General features: G+C 50.0%; 22 protein-coding genes. 21 read left to right on the forward strand and 1 reads right to left on the reverse strand.

The features are described from left to right. The first annotated feature begins 32 nt into the window (after positions 1–32). The 12 genes from AC0L4K_RS07075 to AC0L4K_RS07130 all read left to right on the forward strand — a co-directional run bounded on the left by AC0L4K_RS07075 (position 33) and on the right by AC0L4K_RS07130 (position 13,249). Entirely contained in the window at positions 33–1,385 is a 1,353-nt protein-coding gene (locus tag AC0L4K_RS07075; RefSeq protein WP_417225431.1) for an ammonium transporter, read from the forward strand. A gap of 11 nt (positions 1,386–1,396) precedes the next feature. Next, a complete protein-coding gene (locus tag AC0L4K_RS07080) occupies positions 1,397–1,564 on the forward strand; it encodes a hypothetical protein (RefSeq protein WP_417225433.1) in 168 nt (55 codons plus the stop codon). Positions 1,565–1,695: 131 nt separating this feature from the next. Further along, a complete protein-coding gene (locus AC0L4K_RS07085) occupies positions 1,696–3,078 on the forward strand; it encodes an ethanolamine ammonia-lyase subunit EutB (RefSeq protein ID WP_473268756.1) in 1,383 nt (460 codons plus the stop codon). A gap of 72 nt (positions 3,079–3,150) precedes the next feature. After that, positions 3,151–3,978 (forward strand): ethanolamine ammonia-lyase subunit EutC, encoded by an 828-nt coding sequence (gene eutC / locus AC0L4K_RS07090; RefSeq protein WP_473268757.1) that lies wholly within the window; start codon positions 3,151–3,153, stop codon positions 3,976–3,978. A gap of 292 nt (positions 3,979–4,270) precedes the next feature. Next, positions 4,271–4,609, forward strand: a complete 339-nt coding sequence (locus tag AC0L4K_RS07095; RefSeq protein WP_417225439.1) for a P-II family nitrogen regulator — start codon at positions 4,271–4,273, stop codon at positions 4,607–4,609. A 9-nt stretch (positions 4,610–4,618) separates the two neighbouring features. After that, entirely contained in the window at positions 4,619–5,872 is a 1,254-nt protein-coding gene (locus AC0L4K_RS07100; protein ID WP_417225440.1) for an ammonium transporter, read from the forward strand. A 510-nt stretch (positions 5,873–6,382) separates the two neighbouring features. Continuing rightward, positions 6,383–7,459 (forward strand): TRAP transporter substrate-binding protein, encoded by a 1,077-nt coding sequence (locus AC0L4K_RS07105; RefSeq protein ID WP_417225442.1) that lies wholly within the window; start codon positions 6,383–6,385, stop codon positions 7,457–7,459. A 139-nt stretch (positions 7,460–7,598) separates the two neighbouring features. Further along, positions 7,599–8,204, forward strand: coding sequence for a TRAP transporter small permease subunit (locus tag AC0L4K_RS07110; RefSeq protein WP_473268759.1), 606 nt, complete (start codon positions 7,599–7,601; stop codon positions 8,202–8,204). A 9-nt stretch (positions 8,205–8,213) separates the two neighbouring features. After that, entirely contained in the window at positions 8,214–9,566 is a 1,353-nt protein-coding gene (locus AC0L4K_RS07115) for a TRAP transporter large permease (protein ID WP_473268760.1), read from the forward strand. Between the two features lie 81 nt (positions 9,567–9,647). Beyond that, positions 9,648–10,805, forward strand: a complete 1,158-nt coding sequence (locus AC0L4K_RS07120) for an iron-containing alcohol dehydrogenase (protein WP_473268761.1) — start codon at positions 9,648–9,650, stop codon at positions 10,803–10,805. A 62-nt stretch (positions 10,806–10,867) separates the two neighbouring features. Next, positions 10,868–12,358: a CoA-acylating methylmalonate-semialdehyde dehydrogenase gene (locus AC0L4K_RS07125; RefSeq protein ID WP_417225449.1), complete on the forward strand. Its 1,491-nt coding sequence runs from the start codon at positions 10,868–10,870 to the stop codon at positions 12,356–12,358. 123 nt (positions 12,359–12,481) lie between these two features. Next, on the forward strand, positions 12,482–13,249 hold the full coding sequence (locus tag AC0L4K_RS07130; protein ID WP_417225451.1) for an IclR family transcriptional regulator: 768 nt from the start codon (positions 12,482–12,484) through the stop codon (positions 13,247–13,249). Positions 13,250–13,417: 168 nt separating this feature from the next. On the opposite strand, the gene AC0L4K_RS07135 is transcribed toward AC0L4K_RS07130, so the two are convergent. After that, complete coding sequence (locus AC0L4K_RS07135) at positions 13,418–14,014, reverse strand: helix-turn-helix domain-containing protein (protein WP_473268762.1); 597 nt, start codon at positions 14,012–14,014, stop codon at positions 13,418–13,420. A gap of 271 nt (positions 14,015–14,285) precedes the next feature. On the opposite strand from AC0L4K_RS07135, the gene glnT reads away from it, so the two are divergent. The 9 genes from glnT (at position 14,286) to AC0L4K_RS07180 (ending at position 24,992) form a co-directional block, all read left to right on the forward strand. After that, positions 14,286–15,617, forward strand: coding sequence for a type III glutamate--ammonia ligase (gene glnT / locus AC0L4K_RS07140; RefSeq protein WP_417225455.1), 1,332 nt, complete (start codon positions 14,286–14,288; stop codon positions 15,615–15,617). A 40-nt stretch (positions 15,618–15,657) separates the two neighbouring features. Next, positions 15,658–16,575, forward strand: coding sequence for a class II glutamine amidotransferase (locus AC0L4K_RS07145; protein ID WP_473268763.1), 918 nt, complete (start codon positions 15,658–15,660; stop codon positions 16,573–16,575). Further along, entirely contained in the window at positions 16,572–17,258 is a 687-nt protein-coding gene (locus AC0L4K_RS07150) for a GltB/FmdC/FwdC-like GXGXG domain-containing protein (RefSeq protein WP_473268764.1), read from the forward strand. The genes AC0L4K_RS07145 and AC0L4K_RS07150 overlap by 4 nt, the downstream gene beginning before the upstream one ends. Positions 17,259–17,280: 22 nt before the next feature. Then, entirely contained in the window at positions 17,281–18,609 is a 1,329-nt protein-coding gene (locus tag AC0L4K_RS07155; RefSeq protein ID WP_417225461.1) for an FMN-binding glutamate synthase family protein, read from the forward strand. A gap of 111 nt (positions 18,610–18,720) precedes the next feature. Continuing rightward, on the forward strand, positions 18,721–19,590 hold the full coding sequence (gene purU / locus AC0L4K_RS07160; protein ID WP_417225463.1) for a formyltetrahydrofolate deformylase: 870 nt from the start codon (positions 18,721–18,723) through the stop codon (positions 19,588–19,590). 9 nt (positions 19,591–19,599) lie between these two features. After that, the gene (folD, locus tag AC0L4K_RS07165; RefSeq protein WP_473268765.1) at positions 19,600–20,463 is read left to right on the forward strand and encodes a bifunctional methylenetetrahydrofolate dehydrogenase/methenyltetrahydrofolate cyclohydrolase FolD; all 864 of its coding nucleotides are present in this window, start codon (positions 19,600–19,602) and stop codon (positions 20,461–20,463) included. A gap of 59 nt (positions 20,464–20,522) precedes the next feature. Continuing rightward, entirely contained in the window at positions 20,523–21,767 is a 1,245-nt protein-coding gene (locus AC0L4K_RS07170; protein ID WP_473268766.1) for an FAD-dependent oxidoreductase, read from the forward strand. Between the two features lie 10 nt (positions 21,768–21,777). Next, entirely contained in the window at positions 21,778–22,095 is a 318-nt protein-coding gene (locus tag AC0L4K_RS07175) for a sarcosine oxidase subunit delta (RefSeq protein ID WP_473268767.1), read from the forward strand. Beyond that, entirely contained in the window at positions 22,092–24,992 is a 2,901-nt protein-coding gene (locus AC0L4K_RS07180; RefSeq protein ID WP_473268768.1) for a 2Fe-2S iron-sulfur cluster-binding protein, read from the forward strand. Before AC0L4K_RS07175 ends, AC0L4K_RS07180 begins: the two co-directional genes overlap by 4 nt.

The raw sequence follows: 24,992 nt of genomic DNA on the forward strand, positions 1-24,992 counted from the left end.
TAGAAAATTTAACAGATGAGAGGTTTCCCAAAATGGAGCAGACAGCCCCTACATTAGCAGAGTTACAAACTCTGATAGAGATGACGGGCACCATCAATATGGAAGTATTCTATTGGTGGTGTACCGGTTTAATGATAATTATCCATGCAGGCTTTTTGGCGTATGAGATGGGTGCTTCACGCCTGAAAAATGCCCTGGCATCTGGTGTGAAAAACATTCTGGCATTCGCCTTTATTATTCCGACCTTCTTCTTTTTCGGCTGGTGGATCTATCTAGCCATGTACAACGGTTTCACGCCCGATTATGAAGCGGGTGCAGCAGGTCTGCCTTGGTCTTTGAATATGGGGCCGAACCTAGCCGATAATGCGAGTGGTATCTTCTGGGGTGCTTTTGTCCTCTTTGCGGCAACCACCGCATCAATTTTCTCCGGTGCGGTGATTGAGCGGATTCGCATGAGCTCTTTCCTGATTCTGGCGATCATTCTCGGTTCAGTTGTTTGGATTCTGGGCGCGGCCTGGGGCTGGCATCCAACTGGTTGGTTGACCGTTGAGTGGGGCTTCCATGACTTTGGCGCAGCAGGTTGCGTACATATGGTTGCTGGCTTCTTTGCGCTGGGTGTCACCATTAACCTTGGGCCACGTATCGGTCGCTTCCTTGCGGATGGTACGCCGGTTGATATTAAAGGTCATAGTATGCCGATGACCATTATCGGTCTGATGCTGATCATTGTTGGTTTCTTCGGTTTCCTCGGCGGCTGTATCATCTATGCCGGTAGCGCTCAATGGACGACTATCTTCGGTACGCCTGTTACCTTGTCAGCAGTTAGCTTCAATACACTGATGGCTTTCTCCGGCGGTATTATTGGTGCTTACTTTGTTACTCGTCAGCCTTTCTGGATGATGTCCGGTGCACTGGCGGGTATCTTCTCTGCGGCGCCAGGTCTGGATCTTTATTACCCACCACTAGCGTTCCTGCTAGGTATTACCGGCGGTGTTGTTGCGCCATTAGCGGACAAGTTCATCACCAATAAGTTTAAGGTTGATGATGCAGTAGGTGCATTTGCGGTTCACGGTGTGGGCGGTCTGATCGGTATTATCGGTCTAGGTATCTTCGCCAGCGGTTTCCCGAATGTTATCGAAGGTGCGCCTGACGTTTCATTCACAGGTCAGCTAATGAGTGCCGGTGTCATGGCTCTACTCGGCTTCGTGCCAGGCTATGGTCTGTCTTGGGTAATGGCGAAAGTGAACTTCCTACGTGTACCACCTAAAGCGGAAGAGATGGGTCTGGATATTGTTGAAGTACCTCTGGAAGCTTATCCAGAATCAGTGCCAGCATATTCATCTGAAATACCGGCTACTAAAGTAACAGCCACTGCAACGGCTTAAGGAGAACGACTATGAATTCAAGTCCTATTACTAGTTGGGAAGGCGCAGAAGCGTACTTTACCTTTGCGGATAGCCCAACCGCTATGATGCTTATTCTGGGTTTGGCTGTTCTTGCTACGGCAGGTGCAGTGTTGGCCAGCGTGCTGCACGAAAATCACACCTATATCGATTATAAGTAGTGATTAGTCCTGTCGTGTTACGATAGGACGAAACCTGTTCCGGAGTGGTACTCACTGCTCCGGAACTTATTTTTTATAACATGCGTTGTTCATTGTTTATTTAAAACGACCTTTGTGGAGTTCGTCGTATTATGACCGTTTATTCCGCCACAGCAGGCCAGCAGCGCTGGCAGTTTGAAGATCTTAAAACACTGTTGGCTAAGGCGACACCGTTACGTTCCGGTGATTGTCTAGCGGGGCTGGCGGCAGGGTCGGCACGAGAGCGAGTGGCGGCACAGATCGCTTTGGCGGATCTACCCCTGAAGGTCTTTTTAAATGAGCAGGTGATTCCACCTGAGATCGACGAAATCAGTCGGTTAATCGTTGATAGTCATGATCCGGTTGCATTTGCCCCGGTTTCCCATTTGACGGTAGGGGATTTTCGTAACTGGTTACTATCGGATCAGGCGAGCAGCGATAGCTTGAAACAGTTATCGCCGGGTTTAACGCCTGAAATGGTGGCGGCGGTGTCGAAATTGATGCGGGTCCAGGATCTGATTCTAGTCGCCTCTAAGTGTCGAAACGAAACCGCTTTTCGTAATTCGCTCGGTGGTAAGGGGGTGCTATCGACTCGCTTACAGCCCAATCATCCGGTGGATGATCCGGCTGGGGTGGCCGCCAGTATTCTCGATGGCTTAATGTATGGCAGTGGTGATGCGGTGATCGGTATTAATCCGGCGACCGATAACTATGCGGCGGTCACTGAACTACTGAAAATGTTGGACGATATTATCCAGCATTATGAGATCCCTACGCAGTCCTGTGTGTTGACTCATGTAACGAATCAAATTGAGGCGATCAACCGAGGCGTGCCGATCGATCTGGTGTTTCAGTCGATTGCCGGCACCCAAGCGGCCAACGAGAGTTTTGGTATTAATCTGGCATTGTTAACCGAAGCCAATCAAGCGGCCCGGGAGCTTAATCGCGGCAGTGTCGGCAATAACGTGATGTATTTTGAAACCGGCCAAGGCAGTGCGTTGTCGGCCAACGCCCATCATGGAGTCGATCAGCAGACCTGTGAGGTGCGAGCTTACGGTGTGGCCCGCCACTTTGATCCTTTGTTGGTGAATACGGTGGTGGGCTTTATCGGCCCAGAATACCTTTATGACGGTAAGCAGATTATCCGTGCTGGATTGGAAGATCATTTTTGCGGCAAATTGTTAGGCCTGCCGATGGGTTGTGATATCTGTTACACCAATCACGCCCAAGCGGATCAGGATGATATGGATATGTTGCTGACGCAGATGGCGGTGGCCGGTATTAATTTCATCATGGGCATACCGGGAGGCGATGACATTATGCTGAATTATCAGACCACTTCGTTTCATGATGCACTCTATATTCGTGAGGTGATGGGGCTGCGGCCTGCACCGGAATTCGAACACTGGTTACAACAGGTGGGGATTACTCAGCCATCGGGTAAGTTAGCGGTGCGCATGCCCGATCGATTTAGCGGGCTGTTGACGTCGTTATAACGTTGCTGATCAGTAAGACTCCCGAGTATGATGCCCGTCCATGATCAGTGTCACTTAACAAAGAGTTTAATCATGAGTGAAAAGAGCCAACCCCGCGCAATGAATGCAGAGACAAATAACTCGGTTATCGCTAATCCCTGGCAGTCATTACGGCGCTATACCGACGCCCGTATCGCGCAAGGGCGCAGCGGTGTGAGTCTGCCGACTGAGGCTCTTCTAGCATTTCAGATGGATCATGCTAGCGCGCGGGATGCGGTGCATGTTGCCTTGCAAACCGAGCGGCTGACGGAGCAGTTGCAGGCAGTGGGCTATGATACGTTATTACTTCACAGCCAAGCGGCTGATCGCAGCGAATACCTACAACGGCCTGATTTAGGGCGACGTTTAGACCAAGCCGCCATCAAACGACTCCAGCAATACCGACAACAGCAGGGCCGTGTAAAGGTGTCACTGGTGATCGCTGATGGCCTGTCATCGATGGCCGTGCAACATCATGGGGCCGCCATGGCCGAGGCGGTGCTAAACCGCCTTACAAGCCGCGGATTCAGTATTGCCCCGGTATCCATCGTGATGCAGGGACGAGTGGCGGTGGGTGATGAGGTTGGTGAATCCTTGGGGGCTGAGTTGTTGATTGTGTTGATCGGCGAGCGGCCAGGCTTAAGTTCCCCCGACAGTTTAGGGATCTATTATACCTATCAACCTCAGGCTGGCTTGACCGACGCCCGGCGCAACTGTATTTCCAACGTGCGTCCCGCAGGCATGAGTATTGACGCCGCCTGCGATAAGTTGATCTGGTTAATTGATCAATCCATGTGTTTAGGCACCTCCGGCGTGGCACTGAAAGACCAGTCGGTATCCACCTCGAATCTGAATCAGCATAAGAACTTTTTACTGCCCTGAAGCGATATCACGGCGGCGTGATTCAGCCATCTATTCCCCCAAAAACCAGTGGCATCTCCTCCGATGTCGCTGGTTTTTTTTACCTTTTTAATGTTGTTGATGATGTGTGCCCGATAGGGTGGTGTTTATCGGTGCATAGCAAGCACTGTGCTTCATTAGAGTGCGCGCTTAGCGGCGTAAATGCTCGATTATTGTTTTAACTATATGAATTATATAGATAAAAATATGTTGGCACGAATCTTACATATTCCTATTAAGAATATTTTATTCTCGTCATGGGTTTGGAGGTCAAATGAAACTATTAGCAGCCATGATCAGGCCGCATATTCTGGAAGAGGTGAGGCAGTCCTTGCAGTCTATCGGTGTGAACGGTCTTACGGTCACTGAAGTGATGGGTTATGGACATCAACAGCGACGCACAGAGCTGTATCGAGGCACGGCGTCTCATATTGATTTTGCCTCCAAGATAAAGCTGGAAGTGGCAGTTGATGATGCGCTGATAGAACAGGCGATTGATGCGGTGTCGGTTATCGCTAAGACCGGACGTTATGGCGACGGTAAGTTGTTTATTTCAGAGTTGGAACAAGTTTTTAGAATTCGCACCGGTGAATCCGGTGTTTTTGCATTGTAGGAGAAACAGATGAGTAATCTACCGATTGAACTTTCATACGCACTCGACACATTTTATTTTTTAATGTGTACGGTGCTGGTTATGTGGATGGCGGCAGGTTTCGCCATGCTCGAAGCAGGGCTTGTGCGTAGTAAGAACACCGTTGAAATATTGAATAAAAACGCACTGTTATATGGCATCGCCTGTGTTGCTTATCTCGTTGTAGGCTACAACGTTATGTATCCTGCTAATCCGGTGAATTCGTTTATTCCAGGTTTAGATTTCTTACTGGGCGGGGATAATACGACTGAGTCAGTGGTTGCCGGTGGTGATGATGCGCCGTACTACTCCAGTATGGCTGACTTTATCTTCCAAGCGGTGTTTGCCGCGGCGACCATGTCGATTGTCTCGGGTGCGGTGGCTGAGCGGATGCGCCTTTGGCCATTTCTGATTTTTGCGGTGGTGATGGTGTCTGTCATCTACCCAGTTGAGGGTTACTGGAAGTGGGGCGGTGGTTTCCTTGACGAGCTTGGCTTCCAAGATTTTGCAGGCTCTGTTGTGGTACATATGGCCGGTGCAGCTGCGGCACTGGCGGCGGTTATCTTAGTGGGGCCACGTAAAGGACGTTATGGTCCGAACGGTGAAGTACGTGCAATTCCCGGTGCTAACCTGCCGATGGCAACCTTGGGTATGTTTATCCTGTGGATGGGTTGGTTTGGTTTTAATGGCGGTTCTGAACTTAAAATCGCCAATGTTGAAGAAGCTAATGCGGTGGCGAAAATCTTTGTTAACACCAATGCGGCAGCGGCTGCCGGTATGGTTGTCGCAGCGCTGTTTGCTCGCTTCTTATTTGGTAAAACCGATTTAACCATGACGATTAATGGTGCGCTGGCCGGTTTGGTGGCTATTACGGCGGAGCCTTTGGCGCCCGATGCTGGCACCGCTTCGCTTATCGGCGGTGTTGGTGGTTTAGTGGTGGTGCTCTCGGTATTGGGATTGGATAAATTGAAACTAGATGACCCTGTTGGTGCAATCTCTGTGCATGGGGCTGCTGGTATCTGGGGTATCTTCGCGGTACTGATTAGCAACTCGGATGCAACCTTTATGGGACAGTTAACCGGTACCGTCGTTACCTTTGCATGGATGTTTATAGCATCCTTCATTGTCTTGTTGATCATTAAGGCGACGATCGGTCTACGAGCCAGCGAAGAGGAAGAGATGGAAGGTATGGATGTGTACGAATGTGGTATGGAGGCCTATCCTGAATTTACCTCGGGTAAGTGATAACACCTGGAGGGTTATCCCGATAATCAAGGGATAAGTATTCACTCTTTAAAAACCATCGGTCTTACATCAAGGTCGGTGGTTTTTTTATGGACTATCGGCGGGTTCTGGCGCCAGCAAAGAGGGGCTGGTTTATCGATTTTAACGCTCTTTTCTTTCCATCATGATGTATCAGCCTCATTGTTTAAGCGCTTTTCAGTTAGTGGTTTGTCTATCCATTGTGTTTCCTGCTCAGTCTTTATTCCTCTCATAAGCACTAATGGCTATAAAAATCACAGGCTCATAAAAAATTATTTTTTGCTGGCGGTCAGGGCTGAAAGTCGCGCCAATCGGGCTTTTTAGCCGACATTTTTATTTATATTGATACGATACGTATCAATTAAGTTAATTTAACGTTGACTAAATTTAATCCTCGTATAATGATACATATCGTATCGATATGACAATTCGCTTAAAAATAACAACAATTATTCGGACACAAAGTCTGAAAGACCTGAAGAGGAATTACTGATGCAACGTTTCGCAAAGTCGCTTAAGAACGGCCTGATCACGACCGCCGCCGCTTCCCTGTTGATGACGGCAACAACCTCCACAAGCTTCGCTGCCGATGACAAGATTCGCTGGAAAGTCCAAGCGGTATTTGGCACTCATTTGCCTGCCCTAGGTGATCCTATTACTCAGGTTGCTGAGCAGATCAAGGCTGCCAGTGGTGGTGATATCCAGTTCAAAGTCTATGAGCCGGGTAAGCTCGTACCGCCGTTTGGTATTACCGAGGCGATCAAAAATAAACAGCTGAATGCCGGTTACACCTGGCTTGGCTACGATCAAGGTAAGATCCCGGCGGCAGCGCTGCTGGCGGCAGTGCCTTTCGGCATGGCGCCCTGGGAGTATGCGACCTGGTGGTATGAGGGTGAGGGTAAGCAGCTGGCGGAAAACCTGTATGCCAAGCATAACGTTCATCCTGTACTTTGCAGTGTGATTGGACCGGAGACTGCGGGCTGGTTCCGAAAAGAAATTAACTCTATGGAAGACCTGAAAGGTCTGAAAATCCGCTTTGCCGGTATTGGTGGCAAGGTGCTCCAACGTGCCGGTGCTTCTGTGACGGTTATTCCCGGAGGTGAGATCTTCCCCGCGCTTGAGAAGGGGGCGATCGATGCCTCTGAATTTTCTATGCCGGCGATTGATCAGTTGATGGGCTTCGATAAAGTGGCTAAGAACAACTACTTTCCGGGCTGGCATCAAACATTTACCGCGTCTCATCTGGTCATCAATAAAGATACTTGGAACGGTTTGAGCGATGCCAATAAAGCAACTATCGATATGGCCTGTACCGCAGGCACCTTCCGTGCGCTGACACGGGGTGAAGCGTTACAAGGTAAAGTGCTGGCGACCTATCCGGAAAAGGGTGTTACCGCGAGAAGCATCAATACCGATATGCTGAAAGATCTGAAAAAACTCACCGGCGAAGTAATGGCTGAAATCTCAGCTAACGATGCTGACTTCAAAACCATTTATGAATCACAACAAGCCTTTGTTGATGAATACAAAGCGTGGAAAAAACTGGCTTACCTGCCAAGTGATTTATAAGCGATTTAACCTTCTTAGTGAGTCTCTTACTGCGTAACTGATCTGGCAACAGATCATCTCTCCTCCCGCGCCCTTAGGGCGTGGGTTAGGGAGCGTTTGCCTAAAAACAATAACAATAAAATAGATCTCAGAGGGCATCATGGAATCTGAATCAAATAATGTGCCAATGGATCACCTTGGGTTGGACCAATTGACGCACCATACCGAACTACCGAAAACCTCTCTCTCTTGTGCAATTGATCGTCTGATTAAAGGGATTGGTCACCTGTTCTCTTGGACGTGGTTGGTATTAATGGCGGTGATTATTCTCAATGTGCTGATGCGTTATGTACTCAGCGAAGGCCGAATCGAGTTTGAAGAGCTGCAATGGCATCTCTATGCGGTGGGCTGGCTAGTCGGTTTGTCCTACTGCTATGTCGCTGATGACCATGTTCGTGTCGATCTGTTTCATGACCGGATGTCGCTTAAAAAACAGGCTTGGGTTGAGTTCTTCGGCATCCTCTTTCTGCTGACACCGTTTCTGGTGGTTGTGCTCTGGTATGTCATTCCCTTTATCAGCTATTCGTGGGAGCTAGGCGAAGTCTCTGCCGCCCCCGGTGGTCTGCCGTATCGCTGGGCGATTAAAGCGGTACTGTTAATTGGCTTTGTGCTGTTAGCGCTAGCGGTCGTAGCGCGCTTCTCGCGGGTCGTGGCCCTGTTGTTTATGTCCGGGCCGGCGGCTACGGCAACTCAGAATAAGGTTTAGGAGAGCGTTATGGAAATTAATGAAATTCTTGCCATGACCATGTTCGGTTGTTTTATCGCCTTTCTGTTCAGCGGTTTCCCTGTCGCTTGGGTCTTGGGCGGTGTCGCTATTATCTTTGCCGCGTTAGCAATGTTGATGGATCTCTGGTTCGACGCCTTTATCGGGGTGGACTGGAACTATGTCTCTATCGTGGTTCCGCGGATGTGGGCCGTTATGACCAACTGGGTGCTAGTGGCCCTGCCGATGTTTGTCTTTATGGGATTGATGCTGGATCGCTCCGGTGTGGCTGAAGACCTGATGAGTAATCTGGCTCGCTTGTTTGGCAAAGTCCGGGGTGGTCTGGCGGTCACCGTGACCTTTGTGGGTCTCTTATTGGCGGCGTCCACGGGCATTATCGGTGCTTCGGTGGTATTGCTGGCTGTTTTAGGTGTGCCATTAATGCTTCGCGAAGGCTATAGCAAGGAGCTGGCATGCGGCACGGTGTGTTCGACCGGCACCCTAGGCATTCTGATCCCGCCGAGCATTATGTTGGTGATGATGGGGGACCGTATTGGCCTGTCGGTTGGCGATCTATTTCTTGGGGCGTTATTCCCAGGGTTACTGCTGGCCGGGCTCTATGTCAGCTATATCATGATTTATGCCTTTCTACGGCCACAAGCGGCACCGGTACCGAAGGGGACTGAATCACTATCGATGCGGGTTGTATTTAATGTGTTGTGGGCGGTGTTGCCGACTGCTGGGCTGATTATGGCGGTCTTAGGATCGATCTTTTTCGGTATAGCAACACCGACAGAAGCGTCTGGCGTAGGTGCCTTGGGTGCCACTCTGTTGGCGTTGAGTAAAAAACGCCTGAGTCTGAAAGTGCTACGGGATGTGGGGCGGGAAACCACCAAGACTACCTCATTTATTTTTGCGCTGTTACTCGGAGCAACGGCGTTTTCACTGGTGTTCCGAGGACTGGGTGGTGATGAGCTGATCGAGAGTGCATTAACCGGCTTACCATTCGGCCCCACCGGCATCGTGATTTGTATTCTGCTGGTGACTTTTATTCTTGGATTCTTCCTCGATTGGATCGAACTCACCTTGATTATTTTGCCATTGGTTGCGCCTGTGGTAGCGGGGTTAGGTTTTGATCTGGTGTGGTTCACCATACTGTTTGCTGTTTGTTTACAAACCTCTTTCCTCACGCCGCCGGTGGGTTTTGCACTGTTCTATCTCAAAGGTGTGGCACCGGAAGGTATTAATCTGGGCCATATCTACCGGGGTGTAGTGCCCTTTATCTTAATTCAGTTGCTAGGTTTAGCCATCGTCTTTTACTGGCAGGGCATCGTTACCTGGCTACCTGCTGTCGCGTACTCGTAATAACACTTGGGGAAATCAGTGATGGGATTTTTAAATCTCGAGTCTTTGTTTTCTCTCATAATCGGAAAAATAGGAGCTGCAATGTCTACTCAAGTTATTCTGCCTCGGATCATGCAGGTTGGCGCTGATGCCAGCCTTGAAATACCTAATGTATTGGCCAGCTTAGGTTGTAAGAAACCGTTGATTGTTACCGATAAGGTGATGGTTGGCTTAGGTTATGTTAGCACTATCGAAACGCTGTTGTTTAACCATATGATCTACTGTGATGTGTTCGATGACACCGTGCCTGAACCAACGGTACAGTCAATTATGGCTGGGGTCAGTCAGGTCCGCGAAGGGGATTATGATGCCATTATCGCCATCGGTGGTGGCAGTCCGATCGATAGCGCTAAGGCGATCGCCATTTTGGGCAAGCAGGGTGGGACGATGCGGGATTATAAGTTCCCCCGTATCGTTAATGATCCTGGCTTGCCGATTATCGCCATTCCAACGACGGCCGGTACAGGATCAGAAGTAACTAAGTTCACCATTATTACCGATGAAACTTGCGATGAAAAAATGCTCTGTGTGGGGATCGGTTTTATGCCGGTTGCTGCCCTTGTGGACTTTAATCTCACCCTGAGTTTGCCACAACGCAGTACCGCGGATACCGGTATCGATGCCCTGACTCATGCGATTGAAGCTTATGTGAGTCAGAAAGCGAATCATTATAGCGATTCTCAAGCGCTCGCCGCGATGCGCCTCATCGGCCCTCATCTGCGTCGGGCTTATCACAATGGCCAAGATAAAGAGGCGCGTGAAGCGATGATGCTGGGGTCAACTCTCGCGGGCATTGCTTTCTCTAATGCCTCGGTGGCGCTGGTTCACGGTATGAGTCGTCCGATTGGTGCATTCTTTCATGTGCCGCACGGGCTATCCAATGCCATGTTATTACCGGCAGTGACCGCATTTTCAATGCCTTCAGCCCCTGAGCGTTATGCCGACTGTGCCCGCGCGATGAGTATCGCTGAAGCGTTGGATAGCACGGAAGTGGCGAATGGCAAGTTGCTCGATGAGCTGCACGCACTGAACAACGAGTTGGCGGTGCCAACCCCAGAGCAGTTTGGTATTGAGCGAAGCCATTTCTTTGATCAGTTGCCGGTCATGGCTGAGCAGGCACTGGCCTCCGGTTCGCCAAACAACAATCCAAGAGTCCCCGATGCCAACGAGATTATCGAACTGTATAAGCAGCTCTGGTAGCCGGGCTGTCGGACGGATTAAAACTGAAATAACGATAAGTATTAAAGTATGAGGAAGCAGTGATGACGACTATCGGACACCTAATTAATGGTGAAGTAATAATTGAAGGCAACCGTTGCCAAGATGTCTTTAACCCGGCTACGGGGATGGCCGAAAAAACGGTCGATTTGGCATCTAAAAACCTTGTTGAGCAAGCGATTGCGAGTGCGGCTGCGGCGTTCCCTGCATGGCGTAATACGCCGGCGATTAAGCGGGCTCGCGTGATGTTTAAGTTTAAAGAACTGCTGGAAGCCAATGCTGAAAAAATCTGTCAACTGATCGGTGAAGAGCATGGCAAGATCAGCCATGATGCGATGGGTGAGCTACAGCGAGGCATTGAGAATGTTGAGTATGCGTGTGGTGTGCCCGAGTTACTTAAAGGGGAGCATAGCCGTAATGTTGGCCCGGGCATCGACTCCTGGAGCGAGTTTCAACCCTTAGGTGTTGTCGCCGGCATTACCCCGTTCAACTTTCCGGCGATGGTGCCATTATGGATGTTCCCTATGGCGATTGCCTGCGGCAACACCTTTGTCTTAAAACCTTCTGAGCGGGACCCATCATCAACGCTGTATATTGCCCAGCTGTTAAAAGAGGCCGGCTTGCCAGATGGCGTGATGAACGTGGTTAACGGCGATAAAGTGGCCGTTGATACATTGCTACAGGCTCCACAGGTTAAGGCGGTCAGCTTTGTGGGTTCAACGCCCATTGCTGAGTATATCTATAGCACCGCGAATGCCAACGGTAAGCGTTGTCAAGCACTGGGCGGGGCTAAAAACCACGCGATTATCATGCCGGATGCGGATATGGATAACGCCGTTAACCAGCTACTTGGGGCTGCTTTTGGCTCATCCGGTGAGCGTTGTATGGCGTTATCGGTGGCAGTTGCCGTGGGTGATGCCGCTGCAGATGCTTTGATCAGCCGGATGCGTGAGGCGATGCAGTCGTTGAAAGTGGGCGCCTTCAGTAACAGTGATAACGATTTCGGACCGGTTATTACCCGTCAACATCAGCAAAAAGTCACCGGTTATATCGATAGCGCTGAACAGGATGGTGCATCAATTGTTGTCGATGGGCGCGATCCACAGGTGGCCGGCTATGAGCAGGGCTTCTTTGTTGGCGCTACATTGATTGATGGTGTGACACCGCAGATGCAAAGTTACAAGGAAGAGATTTTCGGGCCGGTGTTACAAGTGGTGCGCGTTAATAGCATGGATGAGGCGATGCAGCTGATTAACGACCATGAATATGGTAACGGCACCTGTATCTTTACCCGAGATGGTGAAGCGGCGCGTTATTTCTCGGATAACATTCAGGTCGGTATGGTGGGTATCAATGTACCTCTACCGGTTCCCGTGGCTTATCACAGCTTTGGTGGTTGGAAGCGTTCCCTGTTTGGTGATCTGCATGCTTACGGCCCAGATGCGGTGCGTTTCTATACCAAGCGTAAAACCATAACCCAGCGTTGGCCTTCTGCTGGTGTTCGTGAGGGCGTGCTGTTTTCTATGCCAACATGATCTGAGTTTGCACTGCCAGCGTTGCCATTGCGTTGGCTTTTTGGTTGCGTCGCTACTGTCGGTAGAGGCGCAGCCCGTTTTATTCCCTTATAATGTAACTTCATTTACAAAAGAGGATTAACGATGACGACTCAGCGCCGGGAGAAAGGATCATCCATTGCTCGTGTTCTGGATATTATTGAAGCGGTATCTTGCGCCGAGAGGCCATTGAGTCCAGCGGATTTAGCTTTTCAACTCGATATTCCTAAGCCGAGTGTGCATCGTTTCCTACAGCAATTAGAAGCGGGTGGTTTCTTACAAACCAATATGCGAGGACAGTTATTGCCCGCCGACCGTTTACATAGTATGGCGTTAGGTATTCTATATTCCAGCCGTTTTAAAGCACCGCGCAAAGCGATCCTTAAAGATTTAGCTGATCAAATAGGCGAAACCTGCGGTATTTCGATTCCCGATGGCATTGATATGATCTACTACGACCGGATTCAAACTAACTGGCCGTTACAGATAAACTTGCCGATCGGTAGCCGTACCCCTATTTGGTGCACCGCCAGTGGTAAGCTTTATCTCAGCTCTTTAGCGGCAGATAAGCGTCAGCGTATTCTGAAAAAACTACCGTTAGAAAAGCGTGCTCGTAATACTCAGATCGACCCTTTGCAACTGGAAGCCGAGTTGGCCGAAACCGCTAAATTCGAGCGTGGCATCGATAACGAAGAGTTTGTCGACGGCATGGTGGCCTTGGCGGTACCGATTAAGGACAAGAAGGGGCGTTTGTTTGCCTGTTTGTTTACCCACGCTCCAATACTTCGAAAGAGCCTTGATGAGTTACTGCAATATGAAACATTGCTGCGTGATGCGGCAAACGAGTTAGGTGATTTGATCGGCGACAATTGAGCGATCAGAAAGCAACGGCGTTATTTGGCCTGTCAGTATTTATTTGATTAAGCGATCTTCATAGCGGTACCCATCAGCGCTATATACACCCCCTCAAAAAACGCCATCGATGATTGATCGATGGCGGTTGTCGTTTTAGGCACCTATCGCGTTTAACCCTTAGCGGTGCTACGACTTATCTTCATAGTGAATAATAGATAGCAGCTTAATTGGCACTTCTAACAGGGTTTCCGGGCCGTGGGGAATCTCCGCATCAAAGGTAAGGCTATCGCCGGGCTCCATCTCATACAGATGATTACCGTGGCGATAGACGATCTTGCCACTGAGTAAATGAAGAAACTCTTCACCGGGGTGTGAAAAGGTGGGGAACACCTCGGATAGATCATCCATGGTCACTAGAAATGGCTCAAAGGATTTTTTACCGCCACGTTGATAGGTTAGCAACTGATAGGTGTGACCCTTCTCAGTACCTCTTCGTACCACTTCCAAGCCGGTATTCGCTTTGGTGAACTGTGCACCGCCTTCTGGGCGATCGAAATCGTTAAACAGCTTGGAAATGGGTAACCCTAAGGTGGAGCAGAGACGGCTGAGAGTTTCTAGGCTGGTGGACACCTGGGCGTTTTCAATCTTACTGACCATGCCTTGGCTGATACCGGATATCCGTGCCACATCGGTAATTTTAAGTCCCTCATCAAGGCGAGCTTTTTTGACCTTCATGCCGATGTAGTGATCGAGCTCGAACTTCTGTCCTTTGTTTTCTGTCATTTATCTGCCCTTATTTGGGGCGTCGTGAACCAGCGTTGTGCGCCTGTCCATGCGGCCTGTAGCGAATGTTGATGGCTTATATATTCCCACAAAGAAATTTTTTTTACTAGTTTCTTTAAAATCAATAAGTTATCCTATGAGGAAAATAATATTCCTAAAAAGAACTTTTCTGGCACAGGCGTTGCTTTCTTAATAATCATAAATAATTACTGTTAAGAAAATATGGATCTGCTCTCTCGGAGCAGAACTCAGCATCAAACGGAGGGCTACCATGCCACAGGATTCAGAGAAGTTTATTGCGGATAACGACATTAAATATGTGTTGGCTCAGTTTGTTGATATCCACGGGGTGGCAAAGACAAAATCGGTGCCGGCAAACTGTTTGATGGATGTGGTTGAGAAGGGCGCTGGATTTGCGGGCTTCGCGGTGAGCGGTATGGGTATGGAGCCACACGGTCCTGACTTTATGGCACGCGGTGATCTTAGCACCCTGTCGACGGTGCCTTGGCAGCCTGGCTATGCTCGTCTTGTCTGTGAAGGTTATGTGAATGGTGAACCTCATCCTTACGATAGCCGGGTGGTGCTGAAGCGTCAGTTAAAACTACTCGATGATAAAGGCTGGACCTTGAATACCGGGCTTGAGCCTGAGTTTTATCTGTTTGAACGCGATAGTAACGGTGGTTTGGTCACCGTTGATGAAACCGATGTATTGGATAAGCCTTGCTATGACTATAAAGGCCTGTCCCGTTCACGGGCATTTTTAGAAACACTGGTTGAGTCGCTACAAGCCGTCGATTTCGATGTTTATCAGATCGATCACGAAGATGCTAACGGTCAGTTTGAGATCAATTACACCTACGGTGATGCATTGCAGTCTGCCGATCGCTTCACCTTTGTCCGTATGGCCGCCGGTGAAATTGCCAATGATATGGGCATGGTCTGCTCCTTTATGCCAAAGCCTGCATCCGACCGCACCGGCAACGGTATGCATTTCCACCTGTCGATTACCGATGAAGAGGGACGTAACCTGTTCGGTGATGATAGCGATGTGAATGGCATGGGCTTATCTAAAATGGCGTATCACTTCACCGCCGGCCTGCTGCATCACGCTAAAGCATTGTGTGCCTTTGCTGCGCCGACTGTGAACTCCTATAAACGTCTAGTCGTGGGTGGTTCTGCATCCGGTGCGACTTGGGCGCCTGCTTATATCGCTTACGGTGATAACAACCGTACAGCGATGATTCGTGTGCCTTATGGTCGCCTTGAGTTCCGTCTGCCGGATTCTGGTTGTAATCCTTACTTGGTACATGCCGCCATTATCGCCGCAGGCTTAGATGGTATTGAACGCGAACTTGATCCCGGCACTCCTGAGAACATCAACCTGTACACCATGACTGAACAGGAACGTCTGGATAAAGGTATCGAAATTTTACCCCAGAGCCTGAATGAAGCGATCAACGAACTTGAGGCGGATACGGTGCTGGCGGAGCGGATAGGCAACGAGGTTGTTGCTGAATTTATTAAAACAAAACGCGAAGAATGGATTGATTACAGCCGGCATGTTTCTGACTGGGAAATCAAACGTTACGCGGAATTCTTCTAAGCCTAGAAAGCTTACATTGTCGATTTAAGAGGACATAACTATGTGTGGAATTGTTGGCCTTTATTTGAAGAACAAGGCTTTGGAAAGTCAACTAGGTGAGTTGTTCGAACCTATGTTGATTGCGATGACAGATCGTGGCCCTGACAGTGCCGGTTTTGCAATCTACGGTGATGAAGTGCCTGAAGGCAGCATCAAGTTAACGTTGCGTCATGCGAATGAAGATTATGACTGGGCTGGTTTGGCCGGCAAGCTGAAAACGGAACTGAATGTCGGTGTTGAGTGGTTTAATAATAGCAAGGTCGCCATCTTTAAAATTAATACTAGTGACGGTATCGCCGAAGCCTTTATTACTGAAAATGCACCGGATGTTCTGATTTTGAGTGCTGGTCAATCAATTGAAATCCTGAAAGAGGTTGGCCTGCCAGAAAATATCGCTAAAACCTTCAACCTGAAAGGGATGAAGGGCAGCCACATCATCGGTCATACCCGCATGGCGACCGAGTCTGCCGTCACCATGGAAGGTAGCCATCCGTTCTCAACCGGTATGGACCTTTGCTTGGTACACAACGGTTCACTGTCAAACCACAACCGTTTGCGTCAAGAACTGCAACGTGAAGGCATTGTGTTCGAGACCGAAAACGATTCTGAAGTCGCAGCTGGCTATCTCACCTGGCGTCTACAGCAGGGCGACACGCTAAACGAAGCTCTGACCAATTCTTTGAAAGATCTGGATGGCTTTTTCACCTTTACCGTGGGGACTCGGGACGGTTTTGCTGTGATGCGTGATCCTATTGCCTGCAAACCGGCGGTAATGGCAGAAACCGATGATTATGTGGCGATGGCCTCTGAATACCAAGCATTAACCACCTTACCGGGTATTGAAAACGCCAAGATTTGGGAACCCGAGCCAGCGACTATCTATGTCTGGGAACGCAGCAGCGAAACAGGAGTGAAATGATGAAAACAATTAATTTAACTGAATGCACTGTTCGCGACCTGAATCAGGCGCTGCATGATCAGACTATTGAATGCACCGAGCGGGAATGGGAAGTGTTAGAGCCGAAAGGTCAGCACAACATCGCTTGCGGCCTCGATCAGAATATCTCCGTCGATATTAAAGGTCCTACCGGTTATTTCTGTGCCGGTATGAATAAAAAAGCCCACATCACTATTCACGGTAATGCCGGTCAGGGTGTGGCGGAAAACATGATGTCAGGCTCTGTGCGGGTTAAAGGCAATGCCTCTCAAGCCGCCGGTGCGACCGCTCATGGTGGTTTGCTGGTAATCGAGGGGGATGCGGGCGCGCGTTGTGGTATCTCGATGAAAGGCGTGGATATTGTGGTTAAGGGTAGCGTTGGTCACATGAGTTGCTTCATGGGGCAGGCGGGTTCATTGGTAGTCTGCGGTGATGCGGGTGATGCCTTAGGTGATTCTCTGTATGAAACCCATATCTATATAAAAGGCGAAGTGAAATCTCTAGGGGCTGACTGTATCGCCAAAGAGATGCGTGACGAACATATCGAAGAGCTAACGGAGCTGCTGAATCGCGCCGGTGTTGATGAAGACCCGACTGCATTTAAACGTTATGGCACAGCCCGCCAGTTGTACAACTTTAAAGTAGATAACACCTCTGCTTACTAAGGCCGATTTCGAGGATAAAACGATGAGTGAAGATATTAAAGTAAAACCAGGTCTGCGCGAGTCTGCAACGTTTGACCGTAATACGATGACCGAAATCCGCCGTGCTGCTGAAACCGGTATCTATGACATCCGTGGTTTTGGTGCTAAGCGCAAGCTGCCCCATTTTGATGATCTGTTGTTCCTAGGCGCGAGTATGTCCCGTTACCCATTGGAGGGTTACCGTGAAAAATGTAATACCTCGGTAACGCTGGGAACACGTTATGCCAAAAAACCGATCGTGCTGGATATTCCAGTCACGATTGCCGGTATGAGTTTTGGTGCGCTGTCGGCGAATGCTAAAGAAGCGTTGGGTCGTGGTGCATCCTTGATGGGGACTTCGACCACCACTGGTGATGGTGGTATGACACCGGAAGAACGTGGCCAATCTACCAAGTTGGTCTATCAGTATTTGCCATCCCGTTACGGTATGAACCCAGATGATCTGCGTAAAGCCGATGCCATTGAAGTGGTACTCGGTCAGGGCGCTAAACCTGGCGGCGGCGGTATGTTGTTAGGTCAGAAGATTACCGATCGAGTGGCTAAGATGCGTACCTTACCGATGGGCGTGGATCAGCGTTCGGCTTGTCGTCACCCCGACTGGACCGGGCCTGATGACTTGGCAATTAAAATTCAGGAGCTGCGTGAAATTACCGATTGGCAGGTGCCGATTTACATCAAAGTGGGCGCTACCCGTACTTACTATGACGTGAAGTTAGCGGTTAAAGCGGGCGCTGATGTGATCGTGGTCGATGGTATGCAAGGGGGAACGGCAGCAACTCAAGAAGTGTTTATCGAGCATGTCGGTATTCCAACGCTGGCGGCCATTCCACAAGCGGTCCGTGCTCTGCAAGAGATGGGTATGCACCGCAAGGTTCAGTTGATTGTTTCCGGTGGTATCCGTAACGGTGCGGATGTCGCTAAGTGTATGGCTCTTGGTGCTGATGCGGTAGCCATTGGTACGGCTGCTCTGGTTGCGCTGGGTTGTAACCACCCGATGTATGAAGAAGAGTTTAATAAGATCGGCTCGGCTGCCGGTTTTTATGATGATTATCACGAGGGTAAAGACCCTGCCGGTATCTCGACGCAAGATCCTGAGTTGATGAAGCGCTTAGACCCTGTCGATGCCGGTCGTCGTTTGGCGAACTACCTCAACGTATTAACGCTGGAAGCTCAGACGCTGGCCCGTGCCTGTGGCAAGAACGACCTGCGCAACCTAGAGCCTGAAGATTTGGTGGCGCTGACCGTTGAATCTGCGGCGATGGCCAATGTGCCGTTAGCCGGTACTAGCTGGATTCCTGGTAAGGGGTTCTAAGGTCGAAATAACTCACTAAATACGAGTGGAGGCCTCACGGGGTGCGAGCGTATCCCGTGATCGGCAGCCAGTAACCTGAATAAAGTAAACGGAGACTATGGAGTCGCCATCATGAGTAAACACGAAGCAGATAATGAGATTGTATTAAAAGCCAGCTGTGTCGCCGGAAGTGGCATTGTTGCTAAAGTCACCACCTTTCTGGCGGAACGTGGCTGTTATATCAGTGAACTGGCACAGTTTGATGATGAAGGCAGTGGCAACTTTTTTATGCGGGCCCGTTTTCATGTTGAGAGTGGCGGCTATTTGATCAGTGATTTGCAGCAGGAGTTTCCCGAAGTGGCCGAGAGCTTCGGCATGACTTGGGAGATGGTGTCGGTTAAAGCGCCGATGAAAACTCTGATTATGGTCAGTAAGTTTGATCACTGTCTTGATGATCTGTTGTATCGCCTGCACAAGGGGGAGATCAACATGGAGATCACTGCCATTGTGTCTAATCACAAAGATTTGCGGCCGATGGCTGAACGTGAAGGTATCCGCTTTGTTTACCTGCCGGTGACCAAAGAGAACAAGCTAGAGCAAGAAGCCGCACTCATGGATATTGTCGATGAAACCGGTTCTGAATTGATCGTGTTGGCGCGTTACATGCAGATTCTCAGCGATGGGCTGTGTAAGCAACTGAGTGGTCGTGCGATCAATATTCACCACTCATTTTTGCCCGGCTTCAAAGGGGCAAAACCTTACCATCAGGCTCATGCCCGTGGCGTTAAGCTGATCGGTGCGACAGCCCACTATGTCACCTCCGATCTGGATGAAGGTCCTATCATCGAGCAGTCTGTACAGCCGGTTGATCACACCTTTAAGGCGGATGCGCTGGTGGCCATGGGTCGTGATACTGAAACGGTGGCACTGGCTCGGGCAGTCAAGCTTCACACCGAACATCGTGTTTTCCAAGATGGTAACCGAACTGTTGTATTCAAATAGGTATTGATCATGAACCGTTTAATCGATGGCAAGAAAATTTCAGCCGCAGTGGTTGAACAGTTAGCACTCGATACCCGTGAATTTATTGCCACATCGGGTGTGACGCCCGGTTTGGCAGTAGTACTGGTAGGGGAAGACCCGGCCAGTCAGGTATATGTGCGTAATAAAGTTAAACAGGCAACAGCGGCGGGCTTTAACTCCACCGAACATCGTTTGTCGGCAGATACCACTCAGGCAGATCTGAACGCACTGGTTGAGCAACTGAATAACGACGCGTCTGTGCATGGCATTCTCGTTCAACTGCCATTACCCGCACAACTGAGTGAACCTGAGATCATCCGTTTAATCGCCCCACACAAAGATGTTGATGGCTTTCATCCGCTGAATGTCGGCGCGCTCGCGTCGGGTGGTGCGGATCTGATTCCCTGCACTCCGATGGGCTGCATGATCATGCTTGAGCAAACTTTGGGTGATCTGAGCGGTAAACATGCGGTGGTGGTGGGGCGGTCAAATATTGTCGGTAAGCCGATGGCAGCACTGCTGTTACAGGCGAACTGTACCGTCACCATTGTGCATTCCAGAACACAAAATATCGAAGCGCTCTGTCGTGAGGCGGATATCTTAGTGGCAGCGGTTGGCCGGCCTGAGATGATCAAGGGTAGTTGGGTTAAGCCGGGTGCAACTGTGATCGATGTGGGCATCAATGCGGTTGAGAAAGAGGGTAAACGGCGACTCGTTGGTGATGTCGACTTTAGTGAAGCGGTGGATGTGGCGGGAGCCATCTCTCCAGTACCGGGTGGTGTTGGGCCGATGACGATTGCTTGCCTGATGAAGAATACCCTGACGGCTGCGCGCCAACAGATGTCTGTCTAATCCCTAGGACTCGTCTTAGGGTAATACAGAACATGTGACATTGAATGGAGGAGAGGTTAATGCCTTTCTCATTACTGAAATACGGTCTTAATAAAGACTACCCGTTTGAACAGAATGCGGATCTGCCATCGCCTTCGGCGCTGAAGCCTCACTACGATGTAGTGATTATCGGTGGTGGTGGTCACGGTGTAGCGACCGCGTATTATCTGGCGAAATACCACGGTATTACCAATGTCGCGGTGCTGGAAAAAGGTTATCTCGGAGGGGGTAACACGGCGCGGAACACCGCAGTTATCCGCTCTAACTATCTCACCTCTGAAGGGGTTAAGTTTTACAGCGAATCGGTAAAACTGTTTCAGGGTTTATCCAACGAATTTGATTTCAATATTATGTATTCCAGCCGGGGTCAGTTGACCTTGGCACATACCGACGCGGCGATTCGAGGCTTTCGCCAGCGTACCGAAGTGAATAAGCATTTTGGTGGTAAAACTGAACTGATCGACCCGCAACAGATTCGTGAGTTGGTACCGAGTCTGAATATGAACCCTGCGGATCAGCCTGTATTGGCAGGACTGTGGCATATCGATGGGGCAACCGCACGACATGATGCGGTCGCCTGGGGCTATGCGAAAGGCGCGACTCAACGCGGCGTTGAACTGCATCAACTGACTGAAGTGACTGGCGTTGATGTCGATAAAGGCAAAGTGACCGGGGTGCAAACCAACCGTGGCAAGATTCGTTGTGGTTGTGTGGTACAGGCGGTGGCTGGCCATAGCTCTATCGTCGGGGCGATGGCGGGCATTCGTATGCCGATCACGACTTATCCCCTACAGGCGATGGTGACGCAGCCGGTTAAACCCTTTCTTAACCCCTTGGTGAGTTCACCGGCACTGCACTGTTATGTCCAACAAACGGGCCGTGGCGAACTGGTATTCGGTGGTGGCTCGGATCCTTACCCCTTGTATAACACCCGTTCGACGATGGAATTAAAGGAGAGTCTGTTAGCCCATGCGGTAGAACTGTTTCCCTTTATGGCGAATATGCGCCTGATGCGTCAGTGGGCAGGGCTAACCGATATGACTACCGATTATAGTCCTGTCATGGGCCTTAGCCCCGTTGAAAATTACTATCTTGATGCTGGCTGGGGAACTTGGGGTTTTAAAGCGACACCGATCTGCGGCAAAACGATGGCTGAACTCGTGGCAACCGGTAAGGTGCCGGAACTCATCAAACCGTTCTCTATGGCGCGTTTCGATACCTTCCGCCAGGTTAATGAGATGGGCGCTACGGCGGCCAGTCACTGAGGAATCTGCAATGAAGATTATTAATTGTCCTCTGAATGGACCCCGAAATAGTAGTGAGTTTGTCCACGGTGGCGAGGTTCGGCAGATGCCGGACCCTAATAACTGTACTGATAAAGAGTGGGCAGACTATGTTTTTTATAGTGATAACCAGATCGGCGTGATAACCGAATGGTGGTTGCATGCACCTTCTGGCTATTGGTTTATCGCTGAGCGGCATACCGGCAGTGATGAGATTTTACGCACCTATGATCCTGCTGAAATATATACCAGTCGGGTCGAGTTCAAGGCAAAAGAAGAGCCGAGTGCGTCTGAGGAGATAACCGCATGAACAGCGAGAAGCGTCTTAGTGCCCCGGCAGGGTTGCTGATCGACCGAGAAAAACCTCTCTCGTTCAGTTTCGAAGGGCAGCAGTATAGTGGGTTTGAAGGCGATAGCATTGCCAGTGCTTTGCTGTCTAACCAACAATGGCTAATGTCCCGTTCATTTAAATATCACCGTCCTCGTGCGCCATTAACCATGGCCGGTCAGGATGCCAATACCTTAGTGCAGCTCGGTGGTGAGCCCAATGTTTTGGCCGACCGACAGGTGGCCGCTGAAGGTATGCAGATCGAAGGGCAAAACTATAAAGGTACACTGGAAGGCGATAAAGATGCTTATCTGGGTAACTTTGGTCGCTTTATGCCGGTAGGCTTCTATTACCGTAGTTTCTTTAAGCCGATGGGGGTGTGGGATAAATGGGAAGGCTATATCCGTAAGAAAGCCGGATTAGGCAAGATCGATCTGGATTTTAAACCGGAATATTACGATAAAAAATATCTGTTTACCGATGTGGTTGTGATCGGTTCGGGCCCTGCGGGGCTGAGTGCTGCGCTAAAAGCGGCCGATGCCGGGGCTCAGGTTTTGTTGGTTGAAGAGATGCCTCTGTTAGGTGGCGCGCTCACCTATAACCGTTTCGATATTGAAGGCTTGCAGGCTGATAACCTACGCCACGAACTGATTGAAAAAGTCACCACTCATGCCAATATCGAAGTGATGACGGATACTGTTTGTAATGCTTGGTTTACCGATAATTACCTGCCGCTGATTAAAGGTAAGCGGCTGTATAAACTGCGGGCGAAGGAGTGCATCGTCGCTTCCGGTGCCTATGAGCAGCATGTGGTATTCCGCAACAATGATCTACCCGGCATCATGCTATGCAGTGCCGTCACCCGTTTGATGAAGTTATATGCGGTTAAGCCGGGCAGCAAAGCCGTGGTCTTGACCGGTAATGACGATGGTTATCTAACCGCATTGGAACTACTGGATAATGGTGTCGAAGTCTCAGCCATCGTTGACCTACGTCCACAGCACCCTTGGCCTGAGCTGCTGGGAATGGTGAAACAGAAGGGTGTTAAGGTCATACAGAACAGCACTGTTTATGAGGCGATCCCGAGTAAGGGTAATAAGCACATTACGGCGGTTGATATTCGCACCATCATCGCTGAAGGCGAAGTGAGTGCTATGGGTAGCACTCTTGAGTGTGATCTGCTCTGTATGTCGGCCGGTTATATGCCCGCTTATCAGCTACTTTGTCAGGCTGGTGCGCAGCTGAGCTATAAAGATGAACTGGCTGAGTTTCAACTGTCCGGGATACCGCAAGGCGTTCATATCGCCGGTTCCGTGAATGGTCTGCATACACTGGATGCAGTGGTAATTGATGGTGCTAATGCGGCGCTTCGAGCACTCCATAATTTAGAACTCAGTGATGAGGCGGAACAACCGGTTAGCTGTCAGGCGAAACCCAACTTTAGTTGGCCGATCTTTAGTCATCCGAAAGGTAAAGACTTTGTCGATTATGATGAAGATCTACAGGCGAAAGATATTGTTAACGCCACCCGATTGGGCTATCGCGATGTGCAGTTGGTTAAACGCTTTTCAACCGTTGGCATGGGACCATCCCAGGGGCGCCATTCTGCCTTGCCTACCGCGCGTTTGGTGGCTAAGTCGACTGATCGCACCGTGACGCAAACCGGCGTGACCACTGCTCGACCACCGTTTGCACCGGAAAAACTCGCCCATGTGGCTGGTCGGATCTTTGATCCTCGTCGTCAAACGGCGATGCATCACCGTCACCTAGAACTCGGAGCAAAAATGATTGCCGCCGGCAACTGGCGCCGTCCTGCCTATTATGGTGATGCGGCCCAGCGAGATCGCTGGATTCGTGAAGAAGCCGAGCATGTTCGCTCTAAAGTGGGCCTGATCGACGTGAGTACCCTCGGTGGTATCGAATTGCGTGGGCCCGATGCCGCAGAGTTTATGAACCGCATCTATACCTTTGCGTTCCTTAAACAGCCGGTGGGTCGTACCCGTTACGCGGTGCTGACGAACGAGCATGGGGTGGTGATCGATGACGGTGTGGCTTGCCGGATCACGGAAGATCACTTCTATGTGACCGCGACGACCAGTGGTGTCGATCGTGTCTACCGTGAGATGACTAAGTGGAATGCGCAGTGGCGTTTAGACGTTGATATCTTACATGTAACTTCCGCCTTTGCGGCGGTGAACTTAGCAGGCCCAGATTCCCGTAAAGTGCTTGAACAGTTGGTGAGTGATGTTGATCTTAGCCCTGAAGGCTTTCCGTACCTCGCGTATCGAGAAGGCAAGGTGGCTGATATTCCCGCACGCTTATTACGGGTTGGTTTTGTCGGTGAACTGGGTTATGAGATACATGTGCCTGCTCGCTATGGTGAAGCCCTTTGGGATGCGTTAATGGCGGCCGGCAAGGCGTTTGATATTAAGCCGTTCGGGGTTGAAACGCAGCGTCTGTTACGACTTGAAAAAGGCCATGTGATTGTCAGTCAGGATACCGATGGGATGAGCCATCCGGGTGAACTGGATATGGGTTGGGCGGTGAATCGCAAAAAGCCCTTCTTTATCGGCTGCCGTTCGGTGGATATTGTGATGGCGCAACCACAAACCCGTAAACTGGTGGGCTTTACCTTACCGACGGGTAGTACCAAGCCTGAAGAGGGGCATCTGGTTTTAAAAGGGGATCGGATTGCTGGCAATGTGACCTCCTGTGAATATTCGTCTGCCCGTCAAGCGATTATCGGTTTGGCCTATGCGGATATTGCCGATAGTGAGCCCGGTTCGAAGATTAGCATTCGTGTAGACGGTGAAGAGATTAAGGCTGATGTAGTGGCACTGCCTTTCTATGATCCTGATAACTTAAGACAGGAGATGTGA

This window comes from Amphritea sp. GJ51-11 (assembly GCF_055808735.1).